The organism is Pseudomonas sp. Je.1.5.c (assembly GCF_051129895.1).
GTDB lineage: Bacteria > Pseudomonadota > Gammaproteobacteria > Pseudomonadales > Pseudomonadaceae > Aquipseudomonas > Aquipseudomonas urmiensis.
In genome coordinates this window covers 46,008-64,086 of record NZ_JBCPSP010000004.1, presented here as the reverse complement: position 1 = coordinate 64,086, position 18,079 = coordinate 46,008, and the positions used below count along the sequence as shown (strand labels likewise).

The 18,079-nt window shown below is 55.9% G+C and carries 13 protein-coding genes and 5 pseudogenes; 7 read left to right on the top strand and 11 right to left on the bottom strand.

The genetic code is table 11. The annotated features are described in order from the left end of the window. The first annotated feature begins 13 nt into the window (after positions 1 to 13). Positions 14 to 817, top strand: a complete 804-nt coding sequence (locus AAZU54_RS05045; RefSeq protein WP_405124562.1) for an OBAP family protein — start codon at positions 14 to 16, stop codon at positions 815 to 817. 6 nt (positions 818 to 823) lie between these two features. Here the strand turns inward: AAZU54_RS05045 and AAZU54_RS05040 are convergent, their stop codons facing one another. Next, the gene (locus tag AAZU54_RS05040) at positions 824 to 1,210 is read right to left on the bottom strand and encodes an NUDIX domain-containing protein (protein ID WP_064492746.1); all 387 of its coding nucleotides are present in this window, start codon (positions 1,208 to 1,210) and stop codon (positions 824 to 826) included. 267 nt (positions 1,211 to 1,477) lie between these two features. Here AAZU54_RS05040 and AAZU54_RS05035 point away from each other — a divergent pair. Further along, positions 1,478 to 1,666: pseudogene (locus AAZU54_RS05035) on the top strand (general stress protein); the annotation flags it as partial. Between the two features lie 307 nt (positions 1,667 to 1,973). On the opposite strand, the gene AAZU54_RS05030 reads toward AAZU54_RS05035, so the two are convergent. Then, positions 1,974 to 2,354, bottom strand: a complete 381-nt coding sequence (locus AAZU54_RS05030) for a termination factor Rho (RefSeq protein WP_434726683.1) — start codon at positions 2,352 to 2,354, stop codon at positions 1,974 to 1,976. A 290-nt stretch (positions 2,355 to 2,644) separates the two neighbouring features. On the opposite strand from AAZU54_RS05030, the gene AAZU54_RS05025 reads away from it, so the two are divergent. Together AAZU54_RS05025 and AAZU54_RS05020 are read left to right on the top strand one after the other, a co-directional pair. Continuing rightward, a complete protein-coding gene (locus AAZU54_RS05025; protein WP_434726682.1) occupies positions 2,645 to 2,977 on the top strand; it encodes a hypothetical protein in 333 nt (110 codons plus the stop codon). 86 nt (positions 2,978 to 3,063) lie between these two features. Continuing rightward, positions 3,064 to 7,167: a CheR family methyltransferase gene (locus AAZU54_RS05020; protein WP_434726681.1), complete on the top strand. Its 4,104-nt coding sequence runs from the start codon at positions 3,064 to 3,066 to the stop codon at positions 7,165 to 7,167. A 73-nt stretch (positions 7,168 to 7,240) separates the two neighbouring features. Here the strand turns inward: AAZU54_RS05020 and AAZU54_RS05015 are convergent, their stop codons facing one another. Next, positions 7,241 to 7,633: a DUF1652 domain-containing protein gene (locus AAZU54_RS05015; protein WP_434519468.1), complete on the bottom strand. Its 393-nt coding sequence runs from the start codon at positions 7,631 to 7,633 to the stop codon at positions 7,241 to 7,243. 767 nt (positions 7,634 to 8,400) lie between these two features. Here AAZU54_RS05015 and AAZU54_RS05010 point away from each other — a divergent pair. Continuing rightward, positions 8,401 to 8,755, top strand: a pseudogene (locus AAZU54_RS05010) (termination factor Rho). A 42-nt stretch (positions 8,756 to 8,797) separates the two neighbouring features. Here AAZU54_RS05010 and AAZU54_RS05005 read toward each other — a convergent pair. Beyond that, entirely contained in the window at positions 8,798 to 9,322 is a 525-nt protein-coding gene (locus tag AAZU54_RS05005; RefSeq protein WP_434726680.1) for a cupin domain-containing protein, read from the bottom strand. On the opposite strand from AAZU54_RS05005, the pseudogene AAZU54_RS05000 reads away from it, so the two are divergent. Continuing rightward, positions 9,312 to 9,699: pseudogene (locus tag AAZU54_RS05000) on the top strand (thiamine pyrophosphate-binding protein); the annotation flags it as partial. The gene AAZU54_RS05005 and the pseudogene AAZU54_RS05000 overlap by 11 nt on opposite strands. Positions 9,700 to 9,982: 283 nt before the next feature. Here the strand turns inward: AAZU54_RS05000 and AAZU54_RS04995 are convergent. The 6 genes and pseudogenes from AAZU54_RS04995 to AAZU54_RS04970 all read right to left on the bottom strand — a co-directional run. Continuing rightward, positions 9,983 to 10,254 (bottom strand): annotated as a pseudogene (locus tag AAZU54_RS04995) (hypothetical protein); the annotation flags it as partial. Between the two features lie 377 nt (positions 10,255 to 10,631). Then, a pseudogene (locus AAZU54_RS04990) lies at positions 10,632 to 10,940 on the bottom strand (IS66 family transposase); the annotation flags it as partial. A 402-nt stretch (positions 10,941 to 11,342) separates the two neighbouring features. Then, positions 11,343 to 11,558 carry a hypothetical protein gene (locus tag AAZU54_RS04985; protein ID WP_086975761.1) on the bottom strand — a complete coding sequence of 72 codons (216 nt, stop codon included), beginning with the start codon at positions 11,556 to 11,558 and terminating at the stop codon, positions 11,343 to 11,345. Between the two features lie 26 nt (positions 11,559 to 11,584). Next, positions 11,585 to 11,890, bottom strand: coding sequence for a hypothetical protein (locus AAZU54_RS04980; protein ID WP_081273274.1), 306 nt, complete (start codon positions 11,888 to 11,890; stop codon positions 11,585 to 11,587). A 1,673-nt stretch (positions 11,891 to 13,563) separates the two neighbouring features. Further along, a complete protein-coding gene (locus tag AAZU54_RS04975; RefSeq protein ID WP_434726679.1) occupies positions 13,564 to 14,115 on the bottom strand; it encodes a YdeI/OmpD-associated family protein in 552 nt (183 codons plus the stop codon). Between the two features lie 22 nt (positions 14,116 to 14,137). Beyond that, positions 14,138 to 15,271 (bottom strand): alanine--glyoxylate aminotransferase family protein, encoded by a 1,134-nt coding sequence (locus tag AAZU54_RS04970; RefSeq protein ID WP_434726678.1) that lies wholly within the window; start codon positions 15,269 to 15,271, stop codon positions 14,138 to 14,140. Positions 15,272 to 15,653: 382 nt separating this feature from the next. On the opposite strand from AAZU54_RS04970, the gene AAZU54_RS04965 reads away from it, so the two are divergent. Then, positions 15,654 to 16,127, top strand: coding sequence for an OsmC family protein (locus AAZU54_RS04965; RefSeq protein WP_264234582.1), 474 nt, complete (start codon positions 15,654 to 15,656; stop codon positions 16,125 to 16,127). A 303-nt stretch (positions 16,128 to 16,430) separates the two neighbouring features. Here AAZU54_RS04965 and AAZU54_RS04960 read toward each other — a convergent pair whose 3' ends face one another. Then, positions 16,431 to 17,999 carry a phospholipase D family protein gene (locus AAZU54_RS04960; RefSeq protein ID WP_405129918.1) on the bottom strand — a complete coding sequence of 523 codons (1,569 nt, stop codon included), beginning with the start codon at positions 17,997 to 17,999 and terminating at the stop codon, positions 16,431 to 16,433. Positions 18,000 to 18,079: the final 80 nt, after the last annotated feature.

Sequence of the window (18,079 nt, the reverse complement as noted above, 5' to 3'; positions counted from 1 at the left end):
TGGAACACGTCTCATGCACGCAATCCAAGCCTTCCGCGCTGTCCTTCCTGTTGCCTGCAGCCTGTTTGTCTGGGGCTGCAGCAGTGTCGCCACGCAGTCCCCCGTAGAGGCACCTGGAAGGCCGGAAACCGCTGGCACCCAGCTGCTTGAAGCAGGCGCTGGGTTGCTTCAGGCCAAGCCCCCGATCGATGCCCTCAATGCCTACCTCAACGGGTTTCATTTCTATAATGGCCAGCCAGACGCACAAATGGAGGCTCATCATTACTGCGCTGTCCTCAACGAGGATGTCATTCAATGCGTGATCTACGATGGCACCACCAAAGACGCGAAGATCATGGGCGTGGAGTACATCATCGATGCCAGCCTGTTCGCCAAACTGCCTGCTGCTGAAAAGGCCATGTGGCACAGCCACGGTTATGAAGTGTCATCCGGGCAGTTGAGCGCACCCAACATCCCTGCAAGCGCCGAACACGCTTTGATGGCGCGGCTGGCCCATACGTATGGCAAGACCTGGCATACCTGGCATACCGATCAGGACAAGCGCCTGCCCTTGGGTGTGCCGCAATTGATGATGGGGTTCACCGCAGATGGGCAGGCCGACCCAGCCATGGTTCGGCAACGTAACCAGCGACTGCAGCTGGATACTCGCAGGAGCAAGGCCCAACGAGCGGATATACCGACCCCCCCTGTCGACCCCGCAGCCAACGGCTGGGAGCATGGCACAATCATTCAGCTCACTGACCCGACCGGCCAGCATGTGCATAGCCCTGCCGCATCCCCGACGCCAAACGATGCCAACAGCCGCTCAAGTCCTTGAGCCGTGTCAGGCGATCAGTGCCGGTAGCTCTCGTGCCAGCAGTGCGGCAGCAGCGGGCTTGAGCAGGGACGGTGCCAATTTGTCGCGCTGTACCCATTTACACGCCACGATCTCGTTTTGCGGCTCAGGGTGGTCTCGCTCATTGATCTGCATCGTGAAGATGTGATGAACAATATCGCCCGCACGAAGGGTACACAGCGGGACCAGGCGCTCCCGGCAAATGCCAGTTTCCTCTTGGAGTTCGCGAATGGCTGCATTCAACGGGGCCTCGTGCGGCTTGAGGCCGCCCCCTGGAAAATTCCATTTGCGCGATTTGCGGCGCACCAGCAATACCCTGGCCCCGCGAAAGCACAACACTGTTGCTCTTGATCTGAGCTTGCCTGGCTTGGACATGCCCACCTCCTTTCACCATTCTCATATTACGATGGACTGGTTCCTCACCGCGCAGGTTCAAGCCAATAGCGTGTTGACGTTGTCTAATACCTTTATGCCAAAGCATTTGAGCGCAACACATTGCCGACTTTATCTTTAGTGCAACTCATCGGCAAATGTCCACATCACCCGAGACAATCGCGCCGCGCCTACCGTCCTAGTTGAACACAGACTTTCCTGTGTGCTGACATGAGGTGAAAGATCATGGCTAACAATCAAAGTAACCGTGGCAATCAAGGCGGCACTGCTCAAAACAACCCAGGCAATTTCGCAAATGATCGGGAGAAGGCGTCCGAGGCCGGGCGCAAAGGGGGGCAAGCTTCAGGCGGCAATTTCGCCAATGACCGTGAACGTGCATCCGAAGCCGGCCGCGTTGGCGGCCAGCACAGCCACGGTGGTGGTCGCAAGAGTGAATAACCTCGCGTGACCGAGGCCAGGTCAGCATGCTGACCTGGCTTCACGCTGGCATGGCTGATCAGCTCGGGTCGTTGGCGTGGGCTGATCAGTGCCCTCTCTCATCGACGCGCTGGAGCCTTGCAATTAAATAGGCACGCTCTTCTTTCCTGCGCTGCTAGATCGCAAGCTGGCACGGGACGCTTGGACCGGGCAAATGGAAGGCCCCGCGCAACAACCCGTTCAAGCAGGCAATTTACTGCATGCTTTCACCACGGTGAGCGAACGGCGCCCGTCATGCAAACTCCTTGCAGCAATCCCTGCTGGCGATTCAGCCGTGTTTTTGCAGCGCGTCTATCAATTGCGCCTTGGACATGCTCGAGCGCCCCTTGATGTTTTTGCTGCGGGCTTCCTTCATCAGGCTTTCCTTGGTCTGGGTTTGCAGCGAAGATCCCGATGTGCGTGGGTGGCCCTCTCGGGTTTTAGCTGTGCGCCTGGCCGAATCGGAGCGCGCTGTTTTCTTCTCGCTCGCCGGCGTCTGCTTGCCCGAACCGCCCTTTTTCTCTCCGCCACCGGAGTGTTTGTTGACAGTGGCCCAAGCGCGGGACTCTGCTTCATCTTTGGAAACGCCTTTGTGCTCATAGCTTTCTTCGATGTGTTCAGCTTTGCGTTTTTGCTTCTCGGTGTATTTGTCTTTGTCTCCACGGGGCATGACCGTCACTCCTGAAAGGCTCTAAGTGAACGGTTGAACACCTGCCCTTCGGCAGAGTGCCGAAAAATGGACAAACGGCTGCAGCAGGTACCTGATCCGTCGGCATCCGATTCGAGGGATATTCCGTCGCCTGTTCGCTCACTTGCATGCTCAAGCCATAGGCGGCTTATCGGTTGAAAAAATCGATGTATTAAGCGCTCACACGTAGCAGATTTTCGAACACATTCCATAGCACCCAACTGATGCGTACCCAGTCACAAGTTAAAGGGTATTCTGTGGAGAACGCCGCGATGCAGTCTGATGAAGCGAATGAACTGAAACGATGCCGAGCCCTTGCTCTTGAACAGAATCAACGGCTGCTCGGCGAGGCGCATCGACGCATCCAGCAAGCGGAACAAATGTTGACTCACCCCCAATTGGATGCGGAGCAGTTCGAACGCTATAAAAGACTGAAAGCTTCAGCCCTGCACTGCTACGCAGAAGCACTAGAACACCTCGCTATTATCGACAGGGACTTTCCTGAGCCCCCGGCCAGCAACGACGTTGCGCACACCCTGGCGCCGGCACCGGCCGCCACGAACGACGCGCAGAATCACGTGCGTACGCTCGCGTTCAACGATTGAACAAGGGCCGTCCTTACACGCCTGTTTTTTTGCGCGTCGGGCTGAACTAGACTGGCCGCTTTTGTCCTTCCGATGAGAATCCTGCTATGAGCGCTGACGATAACAAAACCGTATTACCGCAGCGCAAAGACGTAGTGCCAAGCGAGCTGCCATTTCCGGTGGTTGGCATCGGTGCGTCGGCGGGGGGCATCCAGGCGCTCAAAAAATTTCTCGAGAACATGCCAGCCGATAACGGTATGGCATTCGTGGTGGTGCTACATCTCTCGCCCGATCACGAAAGCGTCATTGACAGAATTCTCGCTTCGAGCACCAAAATGCCCGTTCAACAGGTGACCGGGCGCTGCGAGATCAAGCCTAATCACGTGTACGTGTTGTCGCCCGCCAGGCAATTGGCGATGAACGATGGCTACCTGCAGGCCAATGTTGCAACCCGGCCTCAGGGGACTCATGTTGCCATCGATTTGTTCTTTCGAGACCTGGCAGACGTTCACAAGCACCGCGCATTTTGTTTGGTGCTATCGGGAACTGGTTCGGACGGCGCGGTGGGTTTGTCGCGAATCAAAGAGCAAGGCGGCGTGACGCTTGTGCAAAACCCGGAGGATGCGGAATTCGATGGTATGCCACGGGCTGCTATCGAAACGCAGTTGGTGGATGTGATATTGCCAGTTGCCGAGATGCCACAAAAACTCCTCGATCTGTGGCGCAACGCTCAAACGATTCGACTCCCCGCCTCCAATGCCTTCCAGCCTTGCGACGCCGTCGCGGTTTCACCCGAATATGACGATGAACACCTGCTGGGGCAAATACTCGCTGTGCTGCGTAACCGTACCGGGCATGATTTCAAACACTACAAGCGCGCGACAGTGCTGAGGCGACTCGAGCGTCGCCTGCAGGTGACGACGCAAGCTGACCTGGCCGCCTACCTCAACTACATTGAAACCCATGCCGAAGAAGCCAAGGCGCTACTAGGCGACATGTTGATTGGCGTCACCAATTTCTTCCGCGATCGCGAAGCATTTGAAGCCTTGGAACGAAGCGTTCTCGGTGAAATTTTCGCACGAAAGCCTCAGAACCCTTCCCAGCGAGAAGAGATTCGCATCTGGTCGGCAGGTTGTTCGAGCGGTGAAGAAGCCTATAGCCTCGCGATCTTGGCAATGGAGCATCAGTCGCTGGAAAACAGCGAGCGCAAAATTCAGCTGTTCGCCACCGATGTGGATGAGCGCGCCATTGCCAAAGGCCGCGCCGGGCAGTTCTCCGAAGCCATTTTGACCGACGTCCCACCTACCCGTTTACGCCACTACTTCGTCAAGGAAGGATCGCACTACCGGATCAACAAGGAAGTGCGCGATGCCGTATTGTTTGCCAAGCACAACATCCTGGCGGATCCGCCGTTCTCGCAAATCGACTTGATTGTCTGCCGCAACTTGATGATTTACCTGGACCGCGAAGTTCAACGTGAAATCCTTCAAATGTTCCATTTCGCGCTTCGCACCGGTGGCTACCTGTTTCTGGGCTCATCCGAGTCCGCCGATGTGTGTCCTGAACTGTTTGTCGCCATTGATAAGCGCAATCGTATTTATCGCGCGAAGCTCAGCAGTACGGAACGGCGTTCGCCTACGATTCCACGCGCAGGCTATGTGCGCAGCGGCACCGATGAGTCTGTACCCGTAGTGCCCAAACGTGCCGGGAAAATCTCCTTCGCCGATATCCATCGGCGTGCACTGGAAAGCATCCAGCCGCCCAGCCTGGTGGTCGACGGCAATTTGGATATTCTGCACCTGGACAACGGGGTGGGGCGTTTTCTGCGGTATGTCGCCGGTGAAGTTAACCGTAATCTGGTCAATTTGATCGACCCTGCACTGCGTCTGGAGTTGCGCACAACGCTTTACCAGGCCCAGCAAAGCGGTAAGCGGGCGAGCTCGCGCGTGGCGACACTCAGCAACGAACGTGTACGCGTGCTCATTGAGCCATACCGCGACGAAGCCACCGATCATGACGTGTTCCTGGTCGTCTTTCAGGTTAGCCCGCCGTCTTCGCCTGAGCGGCAAGAGGCATCGTCGAGCGCGGGCGACCCTGCCTTGACCGTGCTGGAAAAGGAACTGCATCAAACCAAACTTCAACTTCAGGAGACCATTGAACAGTCGGAAGTCTCGAGTGAGGAGCTCAAAGCCTCGAACGAGGAAGCCCAAGCCATCAACGAAGAGCTGCGCTCAGCCACGGAGGAATTGGAAACCAGCAAGGAAGAGCTGCAGTCGATCAATGAAGAACTCTTGACCGTCAACTACGAGCTGAAGACCAAAATCGAAGAAACCGACAAAGTCAACGACTACCTTAGCAATTTGATAGCGTCCACCGACATCGCGACCATCTTTGTCGATAAAAGTATGCGCATTCGTTGGTTCACGCCTCGTACTACCGATATTTTTAACATGTTGACCAGCGACACGGGCCGCTCCTTGCTAGACATTACCCACCGGCTGGATTATCCGCAGCTGACCGACGATGCGGCGGCTGTATTTGAAACGTTGAATATCATCGAACGCGAAGTCCCCAGCAACAACCAGCGCTGGTATATCGCCCGCTTGCTGCCGTACCGGTCAAACGAAAACCTGATCAATGGGACGGTCCTGACGTTCATCGACATTACCAAGCGCCGCGCCGCTGAAGAAAGCCTGCGACTGGGGCAGGAACGCATGCGCTTGGTAGCGGAAAGCACTCACGATTTCGCCATCATTGTCATGGACGAACACGGCATGATCAGCGACTGGAACACGGGCGCAGAGATGATTTTTGGTTATGTCAAAGAGGAAGTTATCGGCAAATACTTCGAGCTGATCTTCTCCGCCGAAGACCGCGCCAGCGGCGTACCGGCAGAGGAGCTGCGCAAGGCCCACCTGGAGGGCCGCTGCTTAGACGAGCGTTGGCATGTGCGTAAAGGGGGGGAACGCTTCTACTGCAGTGGCGAAGTCGCCACTTTGACAAGTGACTCACTCACCGGTTATGTAAAAATCGCCCGCGACCTCACTGGGCACAAGCGCATGCAAGAGCAGCAAAGCCGTATCCTTAAAGAAACCCAGACCAGCAGTCACATGAAAGACGAGTTTTTCGCCGTGATGTCTCATGAGCTGAAGCACCCGTTAAACTTGATACAGCTCAATGCTGAAATCTTGCGACGCGTACCCGCAGTTCGGGCAGCGGAGCGCGCCAGCAAGGCCGTGGATACCATCAGTGATGCGGTTGCCAGCCAAGCGCGAATCATTGACGACTTGCTGGACGTCGCCCGTATTCGCACAGGCAAACTGAAACTCAAAAAGCAGCCGGTTGAAATCACGGCCATCCTGGAAGAAATCTTTGCCGTCGCCTCCAGCGAATTTCCCGAAGGCCGCCTCACGCTCGAGATCGAGCCTGAGGCCAGGGGTGACTGCTGGGTGAACGGCGATGTCACGCGCCTTGAACAAGTGATTTGGAATTTACTCAACAATGCCCTGAAATTCAGCGCAGCGCATCCCGTCATCCAAATTATTGTCAAGCAAGTGAACCACACGGTGAAACTGCAATTTGTCGATAACGGGGTCGGGCTGACGAAACAGGATCTGGATCGTGTATTCAACCTGTTCAGTCAAGCCACGCATCAGCATTCCACGCACAAGCGGGAAGGCCTTGGCATTGGCTTGTCTTTGGTTCGTCAGCTGGTTGAAGCCCATGGTGGAAGCGTTGCGGCCTCTTCGGCAGGTATCGGCCTTGGCTGTACCTTCACCGTCACTTTGCCGCTTTGTGCTCAGTCATCGGTCAATGGGCCTTCCCAGGATCCGGTGCAAGCTGCGCGGTTGCATGGCATCAAGATTTTGCTCGTCGACGACTCGACCGAAATATTGGACGTCATGCAACAGTTACTTGAGATGGAAGAAGCAGTGGTGACGGCATTTCATGATCCCTTGCAAGTGGTCGAGCACGCCAAAGTTACCCACTACGATGTCATTATCTCGGACATTGGCATGCCGGGTATGGATGGACATCAACTGGTTGGTGAACTGCGCAAGATCAACCATTTGCAGAAGACGCCTGCCATCGCTCTTTCGGGCTATGGTGACAAGGTATCCTCTACTCTATCCGGATTTGATCAGCACCTGACCAAGCCTGTGCAGTATGAGGTACTGATAGAAACTATCGAAGGATTACGCATTTCGTAAATTCATATGTTATTCCACTGAGGCTCAGCCGTGAGCACCGCCGAACCGCAACGTACTCTATCGCCAGGGCGGCCTACGGGTCGCGCCGTGGCCCCACTTCTACAGAAACAGCTACGTGCACCACGTCTACTGCCGTCAGTCCTGCGAGTTGAATCCGTGCATCTGCAATCAAACCGACAATTTCACGGGCGGAATTAAGGACCTGTGAATCAACCGCCTGCAGCACAACACTTTTTTTGGGGTCGCGATAGCTCGTAAGGCTCAAGCTCAGGAGATCTCCAGCTAACGTGCACCTGCAGACATCTGGTAGAAACGCGCGCTCTATCAGCTGGAGAATTTCTAGATTAGATAGCCCATACAGATCCATGATCATTCCCTCAGGCGTTTTAATTTTGAGGTTGAACTCCCATGCCTGTTCAAAAATTCTGCCCTGCTGCGATACCTTACCGGGAGCGTTTTTCTTCAATGACCATGTCCTTTATCCGTTCGGAGGCAGATGGTATCTGCACCTAAACTTGGGAAGCGGGCGAGGCTCAGGAGTGCCTGCAGCTAGACAAGTGGCGTACGAGCTCGTCGAAGTCGGGCCTTTTCAGTTGAACGCCTTTCATCAGAATGGGGCGTCTGTTCACCCGCTTCGGGAGGTAAGCGCTCTTGATCCTCCCAATCCGTCGATCGCGATCGGCCTTACCCTGACCCGGCCTTTCTGCATCAGAACCTTCCGTCGCTCTGCGGGCACCCTTCGGTAAACAGCAGGCCGAACACAAGGTGAACGACCAGAGAGTTTCACATGAAAGCAGAAAAAACGTACGCGTTGCTGCTCGCAATGTGCGTGGGTTGCGCGGCGCCACTTGCCCTGGCCGCCACAGACCTGAACGATCAGCGCGCCCCGGGAACGCAACCGCACAGCAATGGGCACATGAACGGCCAAGGCGGTGCGACAGGCTCAGGAACATTAGCCGTTGGCATGGGCACGGGTAATGGCGGTACCCATGACAATGGAACGGACAACTCGGGAGGTACGGTACCGATGCTGACTCGGGCTCCGGCGTCAACGGGGGGATAGTAGCGGTGCAGATCCGGCGAGTGGCTCAACCGGCAGTGGATCAGGTGCAGGATCGGGCAGCTAGGTGGATGGCCAAATGGCGGTGGATCTCCCGTTCTTGCGTTTCTGCTTGTCCGTATATTTTGTCACCGCGTGGCATGGCATTCACTCCTGAGTGAGTTGCTTGATCAATGGCGAAACTGAAACGCCGGGCCATGCACATCGAGCAATTTTATGAGGACAAGGGCGTGGGCAAGGACGAAGCCGAAGCGCGCGCCTGGGCCACCGTGAACAAACAATTCGGTGGCGGTGAAAAGCCGGGAAACTCGGGGAGCAGGACCTCCGTCGCGCGAGAAGAAGACCGCATGCATGGATTCAGCCAAGCGCGCCGCTGAGTCTCGCCAGGGGCATTCACGCTCTTCGCGCGCGTCGCTGGAATCGCAAAGCAAAGAAAGCCTTATGAAGGAGGCGCGCAGCGAAGACATCAAGGGGCGCTCGAGCATGAGCAAGGCCCAGTTGGTCGAAGTCCTGCGAAAACAGGGGTGATCGGAGAAGGTCGCCGCAGCGTAAGGCTCACTAGCCCCACACTCAACTCCATTGCGTCATCAACATGCCCCGAATACCGAAGACGGGGTCTTGTTCAGGGCATGGCACCTGGGCGATGCGCGCTAGATTGCGCGGGTGTGCTGCTCTGTCGGGCCGCTGAATGTCGTAGTCTTCCTGCCCATGGGGATAGGCGCCGACCACCAGGAAGTTATCGCTGCACTCGATACAGCGATGGCCCGTGCCTGCTGGCAGCACCAGCACATCACCCCGCTCCACGCTCACGCTCTGCCCGTATTCTCCGCCAAGCGTCAATCGGGCCCGCCCATAGGCAATCCCGAGTGCTTCATGAGCGTTCGGGTGAAAGTGGTGATAATCGAAAATCCCGAAGCGCCAGAGCGGGGTCCATTGATGAGCGGCAAACATCGCTTCGAATTCGCTGGCAGTGTCCCCCATCGGATCGAGCTTCAACCGGTAGAACAGCACGGGAAAACGGCTGTTTGGCGTCGCGCCGTCGTCTTCGAAATACAAGGCCTGCACGCTTGCATCTTCCGTATTCATGAGCGTCATGATGCATATCCTGATGGGGTTATCGGTACACCTTCGAACCCGTCGGCTGTTGCCAGGTTCCAGCCGGCAGACGGGTGCACGTACCGTTGAAAATTTCCCGCCACGTGCCAAGTCCAGACACCCATCGATAACAGAACGGGAGCAGGCAATGACCGGCACAGTAGGCGACTTTCTGGTGGGACCGTTGTAATCAATGGGGCGTACGGCGCATCTTCGGTTACCCCGGCGACGGCATCAATGGCGTGTTCGGCGCGCTGAGCCGGGCCAACGGCAAGATCGAATTCATCCAGGCCCGCCATGAGGAAATGGCCGCCTTCATGGCCAGCGCTCATGCCAAGTTCACCGGCGAGCTACGTGTTTGCATGGCTACATCCGGCCGCTTGATACCGCGTGGGCCAGCAACGCCCCAGACACCCAGGCCAACCAGCGGCAGCGCGACGATCAGCTGGGCCCAGGCCGCTTTGCCTCCAAGTGGCAGGAGGGGTATCGACGGAGGTTGGAGAAAGCCGAAAGACAATACGCCGCTGCTGATCGGCGCAGCGGCGCTGGGAATCCTTGTGGGTTTTTCAATCACGCATTCACGACGCAGGGATACAAGAGACGGTCTGCGTACCGAGAAATGAGCGTGGTCTCATGCGAGAGCACGTTCGATCCCAACCCTGCTGTCGAATTCGTGGGATTTACCGGACGATAATCCTCCCCTGCTACCGCTCTCAGGTAAGCAGCGTCGGCCTCCAGACGAAGATCGCGCCATTCCTGCCAGGAGATAATCCCCCGACGATCCATCTCATCGCCTGGCGAAGCAATTCGTCGTGATAGTCGTCCGGCGAGTCCATTCGTAAAGCCCTACTTTCCAGCACGCGGTACCACGCTGCCAAACAGTTGAGCTTCAGCAATTGGGTAGCACAAAGGTTTTTCTCGAACGTTCGCATCAGGAAGCCTCACACGCTGATGAAAGGTTGAGTCACGAACATTCAAGAGGTTCAGTAGAGCGGTGTCAGCGGCGTAGAAGCGTCCAGAGGGTCGCTTGACCACGCCGGCGTGGCTGAAGGTTCGGCGTCTGCAGACTGGATGCAAGCTTGATCCTTCCCAAACGTTCGCGAACAAAGCTTAAGGACGCCACACACGCCTGCACCGGTTCTTTCGCGCAACCCGTCGGCCTTGGCCAAAACCCAAGGAGCAAACACCCCGCGCCGCGACGTCCGAGTTGAACACAGATTTACTTGTGTGACGACATGAGGTGAAAGATCATGGCTAACAACCCAACCAATCGTGGCCATCAAGGTGGTACTGCTCAGACCAATCCTGGCAATTGGGCATAGGGATCGTGCCCGTTCATTCGCGCCGATTGGATCAGGCTCATGATTGCAGCCGCCCGTTTCCCGCTGCGTAGCGACCCGGCAAATAACCAGTTCGAGCGTCCGAGCGCCCATGGCCGTATCTGGTTCTCAACCTGGTTGTTGTCGATGGGCACAGCCCCATCGCCCAGGTAGCGCGTCAGCGCTACCCAGCGATTCAGGCTGTAATTGAGGGCTTTGGCCGTGGCTGATCCGTCGGGCACTAGGTGGCGCTGGGCCAACATCCACTCATGTAATGTTTTGCTGATCGGCACCGCCAGGCAGAGAGGGATGCGGCGGCTACTGGGCTGCCGGTCGTGGGTCTTGGCCCGATGACGGAATCGAGCGCGCCGGCTGCATTGATTCCTGAAGGGTACTGCATCATGCCCAGGCGGCCCATCGCCGAGAATGGAGCCAAAGCCCTATTGCTTGGCGAGTTCAAGCTGAAGGTAACCCGCGAATGCCCTGAATGCCTCGAACTGGACGAGCCAAGAGAGGGGTGCGAGATCTGCGATGGCGAGGGTGAATATGCTCAGCGCCAGACGATCCCTTTGGGACAATATCAAATTCATTTACCGCGAGGCAGTGAAGGGTCTCGCTCTACAGCCGCACGCTATCCTGTAGCGAAAATGCTGGCAGGAGCACATCTGTACTCCTGCCATGAAATGGAATCTATGCGCCACCTAATGTAACTCCAAAGTCTCCGCAGCACGATTCAGGACTGCAACGGTACCTAGCGCCTGGTCATTATCCACCCAGCTCCACGAGCCGTGACCCAAGATGCCGCCGATGGCTACGAGTCGCAGGTCTTCCGGGTCCACCCCCAACTGGTCCGCTGCCGCAAGTACTGAGAGCAACGCTTGCTCAAGCTGAATTTCCACTTCGTTGGCTGATGACATTGGTCTGTCCTCCGAACGTCCTGTCGCTACCTTCCACTTGCCAAAGCTGACGTAGATTTGGTTGAAGATGGCTCACAAGCGAATACGCGAGCACGTCCCACGCCCCAAGCCAGCGCTTTGGTCATTGACTCTCCGGGCCGGGAATCGAAAGCCTGTTCGTACAATGCAATACCTGATTGAGCATAGACACCGATGAACATCTGCGTGTTGCCTGTGCGAGATAACCTGACTTGCACATCAATCTGAGTGCCATCGTCAAGGATCTCGTCATGGGAGCGGTGGTGAAGACTCGGGTCTGCCCAATCCCAATACGCTTGTCCTCGAGTTCTCATAATTCCTCCGTTAAATTTGATCTGTATTCCTTACTAGAAACCAAAAATAACGAATATATCCCGACAGACAAGCGGAAATTGCAACATTGAGAACTGAAACTGACAATCGGCCAAAATCTGTACATCTTAATATTATTGTACAATTTTCTCCGAAAATCTTTACAGATCGTCGCTTATAGTTCTAGCGAAATGCATCCAGTCCTCAAAGGCTTTGCGTTGAGACTCGAGATCTTCACTCCAGCAAAGCTTTGCGCCATGGCTGTACGCCACACGATTCATGAGCAACGAAGTCGTCTTATCAAGCTCCTTTAGGAGCTGATATGCACGATATTTCTGGTCGGCATTAAGCATTTAATTTTTCCTCATAACGCGCGCAGCCCACTTTCGTTTAAGTAGGGTTTTGCTGGCCGTCTGCCATCTAGACCATCAAACCCCCTGTCTTATTCCCAAAGAAAGCTGAATTCATCAGCTTAAGGAAACGTCATGCCTGAAGAATCAAGCTGATCCAACGTGTGGCAGTCGAGCGCGACCAAGACGGATGGTGGAGCCACCCCGACGAGCCAGACTTCGACGAGGACTATGCCGCCTTCAAAGCCTGGCTTGCTCAGCAGGGTCTGGAGCTGAAGCAGTGGCACATGCACTCGGATACTCGGACTGGATAAGCCAGCCTTGTTGTCGCCCTAAAAACTGCATTGATCAGACTGCCACGCGGTCATTGTCAGCAGCCGATAGACGCATCCTGAAAGGCGTACACCACCTGGTAACACCTGATTTTCACGCGAAACCCTGAGTAAGCACTTGGCTGAAGGTCAGACAATCTAAGAGGAACCAATAACAAGCCAACAAACTCAAGAGATTTCGCGGTGGGGCAAAAAGTGGGGCAAAAATGAATTCACCGCAAAAAACCATAGCCATAAAAAAATCCAGTCACCGTTAAGTGACTGGATTCTTTGGAGTTTTTTGGTCGGGACGGAGTGATTCGAACACTCGACCCCTTGCACCCCATGCAAGGGGTGTTTTCGGCACCTCTGACAATATCAGCTCAATGCATTTTTCGACCTACTGGAAACGCAACACGCCAAAGGGCACCGGCACCAGGGCTCTGGCCATTCCACCCGGCGATTGCAGCCCGAGGGTGGTGTCGGTTTCCGGTCCATCTCGGCATCACGATCTTGGCGATAGTGGACGGCGCCATCATCATGTGGCCGAGCGCGGCAAGTTGCGGCTTGCGCAAACCAAGCGTCCGGGTTTCCCGAGCGGCCAAGTTGAAATTGAATTAATGCAACTGCCAGCGAACGACGGAAGCGGTGTAGTCCTACCAGGCGCTTGGTGCCCTGCCCTGGGCAACCAATCTTCGAGGCATCCCCGTGCAAGCCGAGCCTGACGTACACTGAAAACCATCGACGACCACCCTGCTCCGCCTCAGAGATCGCCAATCTCGATCGCCCGCATATCCCCGCGCTACTGGGGGCAAAACTGGGGGCATATTTTAGTTTTTCCGCCCTGAAAATACTGCGCTAGAGCCCAGTCAAAATGTTCTTCGGCGACCCGGACAGTCTCTGAATCGGCACAACGTATCAACGATGTGGCTTGAGTGTTCATTCTCTTCGCAGTTGATCCCCAGCGTGTGAGGGTGACGACCACGTGGTTGACGTGCCAGGAGATCAGCTGGGTTAATTGTCTGCCTCCGGCGCACTGAAGGCTTTACTGTAATAGCCGGACGGGTCGAAACAGCAAACCTGTTTCTTGCCGGTTGCAAGCATATCGCAGGCATCACCCATTCGCTTTTCGCGTGTCTTGAGTTGCTTCGCTGAAGTAATCCAGTGGATCCAGTCTACGCGCGCGATGGTCGTTGTGTTGTTCCAACCTTTGCGAGCCTCAGGCCAGGCTGCCAGTGCTTGCTCAAAATCTGCCGGGATATCAGGCTCAGGTTCCTTCTTCACAGGGGTTAACTCGAGGGTAACGATATCTCCAACGGCCACACCTGCGGCGTCGAGTAACTCGCGACCTACCTTCAGCCAATGGCTCAGCTGACCATCGGGCTCAAGGGTTGCGCGGAAAGGGTGCCCATTGATTGTGCCTTCGGCTGTCGTCCTTCCACGCCTCGGGAACCGTTCACTCGCGTCTCTTGGAAGGACTGCGAAGGCCCACGACGTATCATCACCGGGCTTTGCCGGACGAAGAAGCTTTGCTTTGAATCGAGACTTCACAGCGTTCGTCGTCATTGCAAGTCCTCCAACTGCGCGTCTAGTTAACCATCACCTCGTCCAGTGCTTGCTCAAGGATGTCGACTGTGCGATCGATGTTGTGCAGCTTTTCGAGCCCGAACAGACCGATGCGGAAGGTCTGGAAGTCGGCCGGCTCGTCACATTGCAACGGCACACCGGCGGCGATCTGCAGGCTGTGGTCGGCAAACTTCTTACCGCTCTTGATATCGGCATCATCGGTGTAGCTCACCACTACGCCAGGGGCCTGAAAGCCGACTGCTGCCACGCTCTTGATACCTTTGCCGGCCATCATTGCGCGCACCCGATCACCCAGGGCCTGCTGTTCGTCGCGGACCTTGTCGAAACCGTAGGTTTGCATCTCCTTCATCACTTCGTTAAATCGCGCGAGAGAATCGCTGGGCATGGTCGCATGGTAAGCATGTCCACCCTGTTCATAAGCCTGCATGATCTGAAGCCACTTTTTCAGGTCGCAGGCGAAGCTGCTGCTTTGCGTCTGCCCGATGCGCTCGAGGGCCAAAGCGCTGAGCATCACCAGGGCGCAGCAAGGAGAGGCGCTCCAGCCCTTCTGCGGTGCGCTGATCAGCAGGTCGACCGCGCATTTGTGCATATCAACCCAAAGCGCGCCTGAGGCGATGCAGTCCAGCACGAACAGGCCACCCTGCGCATGCACCGCGTCGCCTACCGCCCGCAGGTACTCATCGGGCAGGATGATCCCTGATGACGTTTCAACGTGGGGGGCGAAGACAATCTGCGGCTTGTGCGCCTCAATGGCTGCCAGCACTTCGTCCAGAGGGGGCGGAGCGTAGGCAGCCTGGCGCTCGGTATCGACCGGTCGGGCTTTTAGCACCGCAGTGGCCGCCGCGATGTTGCCCATCTCAAGGATCTGGCTCCAGCGGTAACTGAACCAGCCGTTGCGTATCACCAAACATTGCTGGCCGTTGGCGAACTGGCGCGCCACCGCTTCCATGCCGAATGTGCCACTGCCGGGGACTACCGCAACCGCCTTAGCGTTGTAGACCTGCTTCAGGGTGCTGGAAATGTTCTTCATCACACCTTGAAACGACTGCGACATGTGGTTGAGCGAGCGGTCGGTGTAAACCACCGAGTACTCGACCAGTCCCTCTGGATCAATATCGGGATAGATCTTTGACATGGTGTGACTCCTTTGGCAGAGATGTCCGTGGTATCGACCCTGCCCTAAGCGATTGCAAATGACAAGATTACTTGGGTTGAGGTGCGATTTCTGTCGGCTCTGGATGCAGATGACGACATAACTCAGCCGGTACGCCGGCGATGAGGCCTTTACATCACCTGAGCACGCAAATGGTAAGGCGTGGAACCGACACGCCAGCAAGCACTGTCCAGCCAGCCATAAGGCTACCTCGCTGGCCGGGCTCATTGCTTTCGCACAACCAACGCATGCGTCAATGCAAACAAGAGAAGCTGGTTGGGAGCCACACTTAACGCGCAAGATTACAGTGCTGACGCGAGAAGAGCGGATCATCTTCTGGGCATCTTTCAACACAGGAGTGACGATGAGAGAACACAATTATGCTGTCACCATCAATTGGATAGGCAACACCGGCGAGGGTACTGCCAGCTATACCGCTTACCAGAGAGACTTCACTGTCGAGTCGCCAGGGAAAGCGCCTATCCCTGGTTCCGCCGACCCTGCTTTTCGGGGTAATCCCGAATGCTGGAACCCTGAAGACATGTTGCTGGCATCGATCTCGGCCTGCCACAAGCTCTGGTATCTTCATCTGTGCGCCGTTAACAACGTGTGCGTGCTGGAATACGTCGACCACCCGGTGGGCCGTATGATCGAAGGCGATGGCCAGCGCAAGGGCCATTTCAAGGAAGCAGAGCTGAGACCTCAGGTCGTCATTAGTAGGCAATCAGATAGAGATCTTGCAATGCGCTTGCATGACGATGCTCACCACGAGTGTTTCATTGCCAACTCGGTCAACTTCCCTATCAAATGTAGGGCTGTTATCAACTATCGAAACTAATCCCTCAAAGGCGCTAGCATCGGTATCGGCCCGGACATCTACATGTCTGCATGGGGTCGATGGCAACCACCCGCGAACGGCAACTATCGCGGCCAAAGCCCAGAACAGGAAGGCTTGATAGAGGCTGATCGGCTGCTGAGCCGTTTGCAATGGCGCTGTTCACTCACTGCGTAGGTGCTCTCAACCCTTTTCGAATTCCTCACTGGCGAAAGCCGTCAGCAGGCCATAGAAGATGCCGACGGCGACCCAGTTGACCGCTACTCGGGTCTCTCGTCCGCATCCGCATCATTTATGTTTCCCACGCTATAACATCTTTTCCAGTCCAATAGAGCTACTGAGCCACGCATTGAAGCGCCGCCACCAACTCCCCGGCTCCTTGGTCAACGTATGCTGTTTACCATTTTCTTCGGTGACCCATACTAGCTGCGAATCTTCCAACCGGACGTGATAACTGAGGGCTGATGCCATCCCCTCCAAAGCCAGTTCACGCACCCGCCCGGCGAGCTCCGGATCGTCGACTAGCACCCCGACTTCGGTGTTCCACAGCAAAGAGCGCGAGTCGAAATTGAATGAGCCGATGAAGGCTTTCTGCTGGTCGAAAATCATCGCCTTGGTATGCAGGCTGGAGTCGGAACTGCTGGAGGATCCTTTGTGAAAGAGACGCGGCTTGCTGTCGCTATTTGCACCGGGTTGGCGGCGCAGTTCGAACAATTGCACACCATGCTCGAGCAAGGTCTTGCGATAAGGCGCGTAGGCACCATGTGCAGCAGGAACATCGTTTGCCTCTAGTGAATTGGTCAGCAAGCTGACCGACACGCCTGCGTCGGCACGACGTGTCAAATACACCGCCCCTGGTTGGCCGGGTACCATATAGGCCGAGACTAGAATCAGCTCCTTGGTGACGCCGTTAAGTTCGGGTGTCAACTGGGTGGTCAACAGTAAATACGCAGCGGGTTCGCCATCCGCCAAGACCTTGCTTGGCGCATCCCACATCGCTTTATTCCAGGCCCAAATCAACTCCCGGCGCCAGTTGTTCAAGCGCGGGTGAGAGGTATAGGTCATCAACTGTTGATAGAGTCGATGGTTTTGTTTACGCGTTTCTTCCAAGGATTTCTCCAGCCGACTGCGAAGATCTTTCAAGTCTCTGCTGGTCGGCTTGAACGCTATGAACTGCTCGATGGGCTTGCTCAGGGCGCTGTTCCAGTACTGGTCAAAACTATGTCCCAACTGTTCTGCGACCGGGCCGACGCAGAGCATGTCGATGTCAGTAAAATTTCTATTGGGCTCGGCATCGAAGTACTCATCGCCCAAATTACGTCCTCCGACGATAGCCGCACTATTGTCTACCAACCACAATTTGTTATGCATACGCCGGTGCTGCTGCGACAGGTTGAACAGGCGGCCCATCGTACGCGTCACGACGGTACTACGACCCAACTTCAGCGGATTGAAAACACGGATCTGTATACGCGGATGACTGGCGAGTGTCGCGATGGTTTCCTCCAAGTCATCACTGCTGGTGTCATCGAGCAAAATTCTCACGCGCACTCCTCGATCGGCAGCGACGAGCAGCTCGCTCAGCAGTATTCGAGTGCTGATACCGTCGTGGACGATGTAGTACTGTAGGTCGATGCTGCTTTGAGCATTGCGAATCAGCTCGGCGCGGGCTGCGAACGCTTCAGCACTCTCGGAGAACAAGCGAAAGCCAGATTGGCCTTGATGAGGAGCAACCTGGGCCTGAATAGAACGACCGAACGCCGAGTTTTCGGCAGGCAAGGCCTGACTCGGTTCGTGAAAGACCTTAGGGGTGGTGCAGCCATCAAACAGGAACGTGAATAACAAAAGGGCAAGCAGAGATTGTTTAGTTCTCACGGTGCGTACCCCGGCTGATGGCGCTGAGGGTGTCGGATCCCGAAGAATGGGCATTCCCTTACCACCAGCACCTGGCCGTA

Bases quoted from the DNA above. Each gene is read 5' to 3' on its own strand.
- AAZU54_RS05045 (WP_405124562.1), top strand. From the start codon at position 14: ATGCACGCAATCCAAGCCTTCCGCGCTGTCCTTCCTGTTGCCTGCAGC.
- AAZU54_RS05040 (WP_064492746.1), bottom strand. From the start codon at position 1,210: ATGTCCAAGCCAGGCAAGCTCAGATCAAGAGCAACAGTGTTGTGCTTT.
- AAZU54_RS05030 (WP_434726683.1), bottom strand. From the start codon at position 2,354: ATGCCCCGTGGAGACAAAGACAAATACACCGAGAAGCAAAAACGCAAA.
- AAZU54_RS05025 (WP_434726682.1), top strand. From the start codon at position 2,645: ATGCAGTCTGATGAAGCGAATGAACTGAAACGATGCCGAGCCCTTGCT.
- AAZU54_RS05020 (WP_434726681.1), top strand. From the start codon at position 3,064: ATGAGCGCTGACGATAACAAAACCGTATTACCGCAGCGCAAAGACGTA.
- AAZU54_RS05005 (WP_434726680.1), bottom strand. From the start codon at position 9,322: ATGACGCTCATGAATACGGAAGATGCAAGCGTGCAGGCCTTGTATTTC.
- AAZU54_RS04985 (WP_086975761.1), bottom strand. From the start codon at position 11,558: ATGTCATCAGCCAACGAAGTGGAAATTCAGCTTGAGCAAGCGTTGCTC.
- AAZU54_RS04980 (WP_081273274.1), bottom strand. From the start codon at position 11,890: ATGAGAACTCGAGGACAAGCGTATTGGGATTGGGCAGACCCGAGTCTT.
- AAZU54_RS04975 (WP_434726679.1), bottom strand. From the start codon at position 14,115: ATGACGACGAACGCTGTGAAGTCTCGATTCAAAGCAAAGCTTCTTCGT.
- AAZU54_RS04970 (WP_434726678.1), bottom strand. From the start codon at position 15,271: ATGTCAAAGATCTATCCCGATATTGATCCAGAGGGACTGGTCGAGTAC.
- AAZU54_RS04965 (WP_264234582.1), top strand. From the start codon at position 15,654: ATGAGAGAACACAATTATGCTGTCACCATCAATTGGATAGGCAACACC.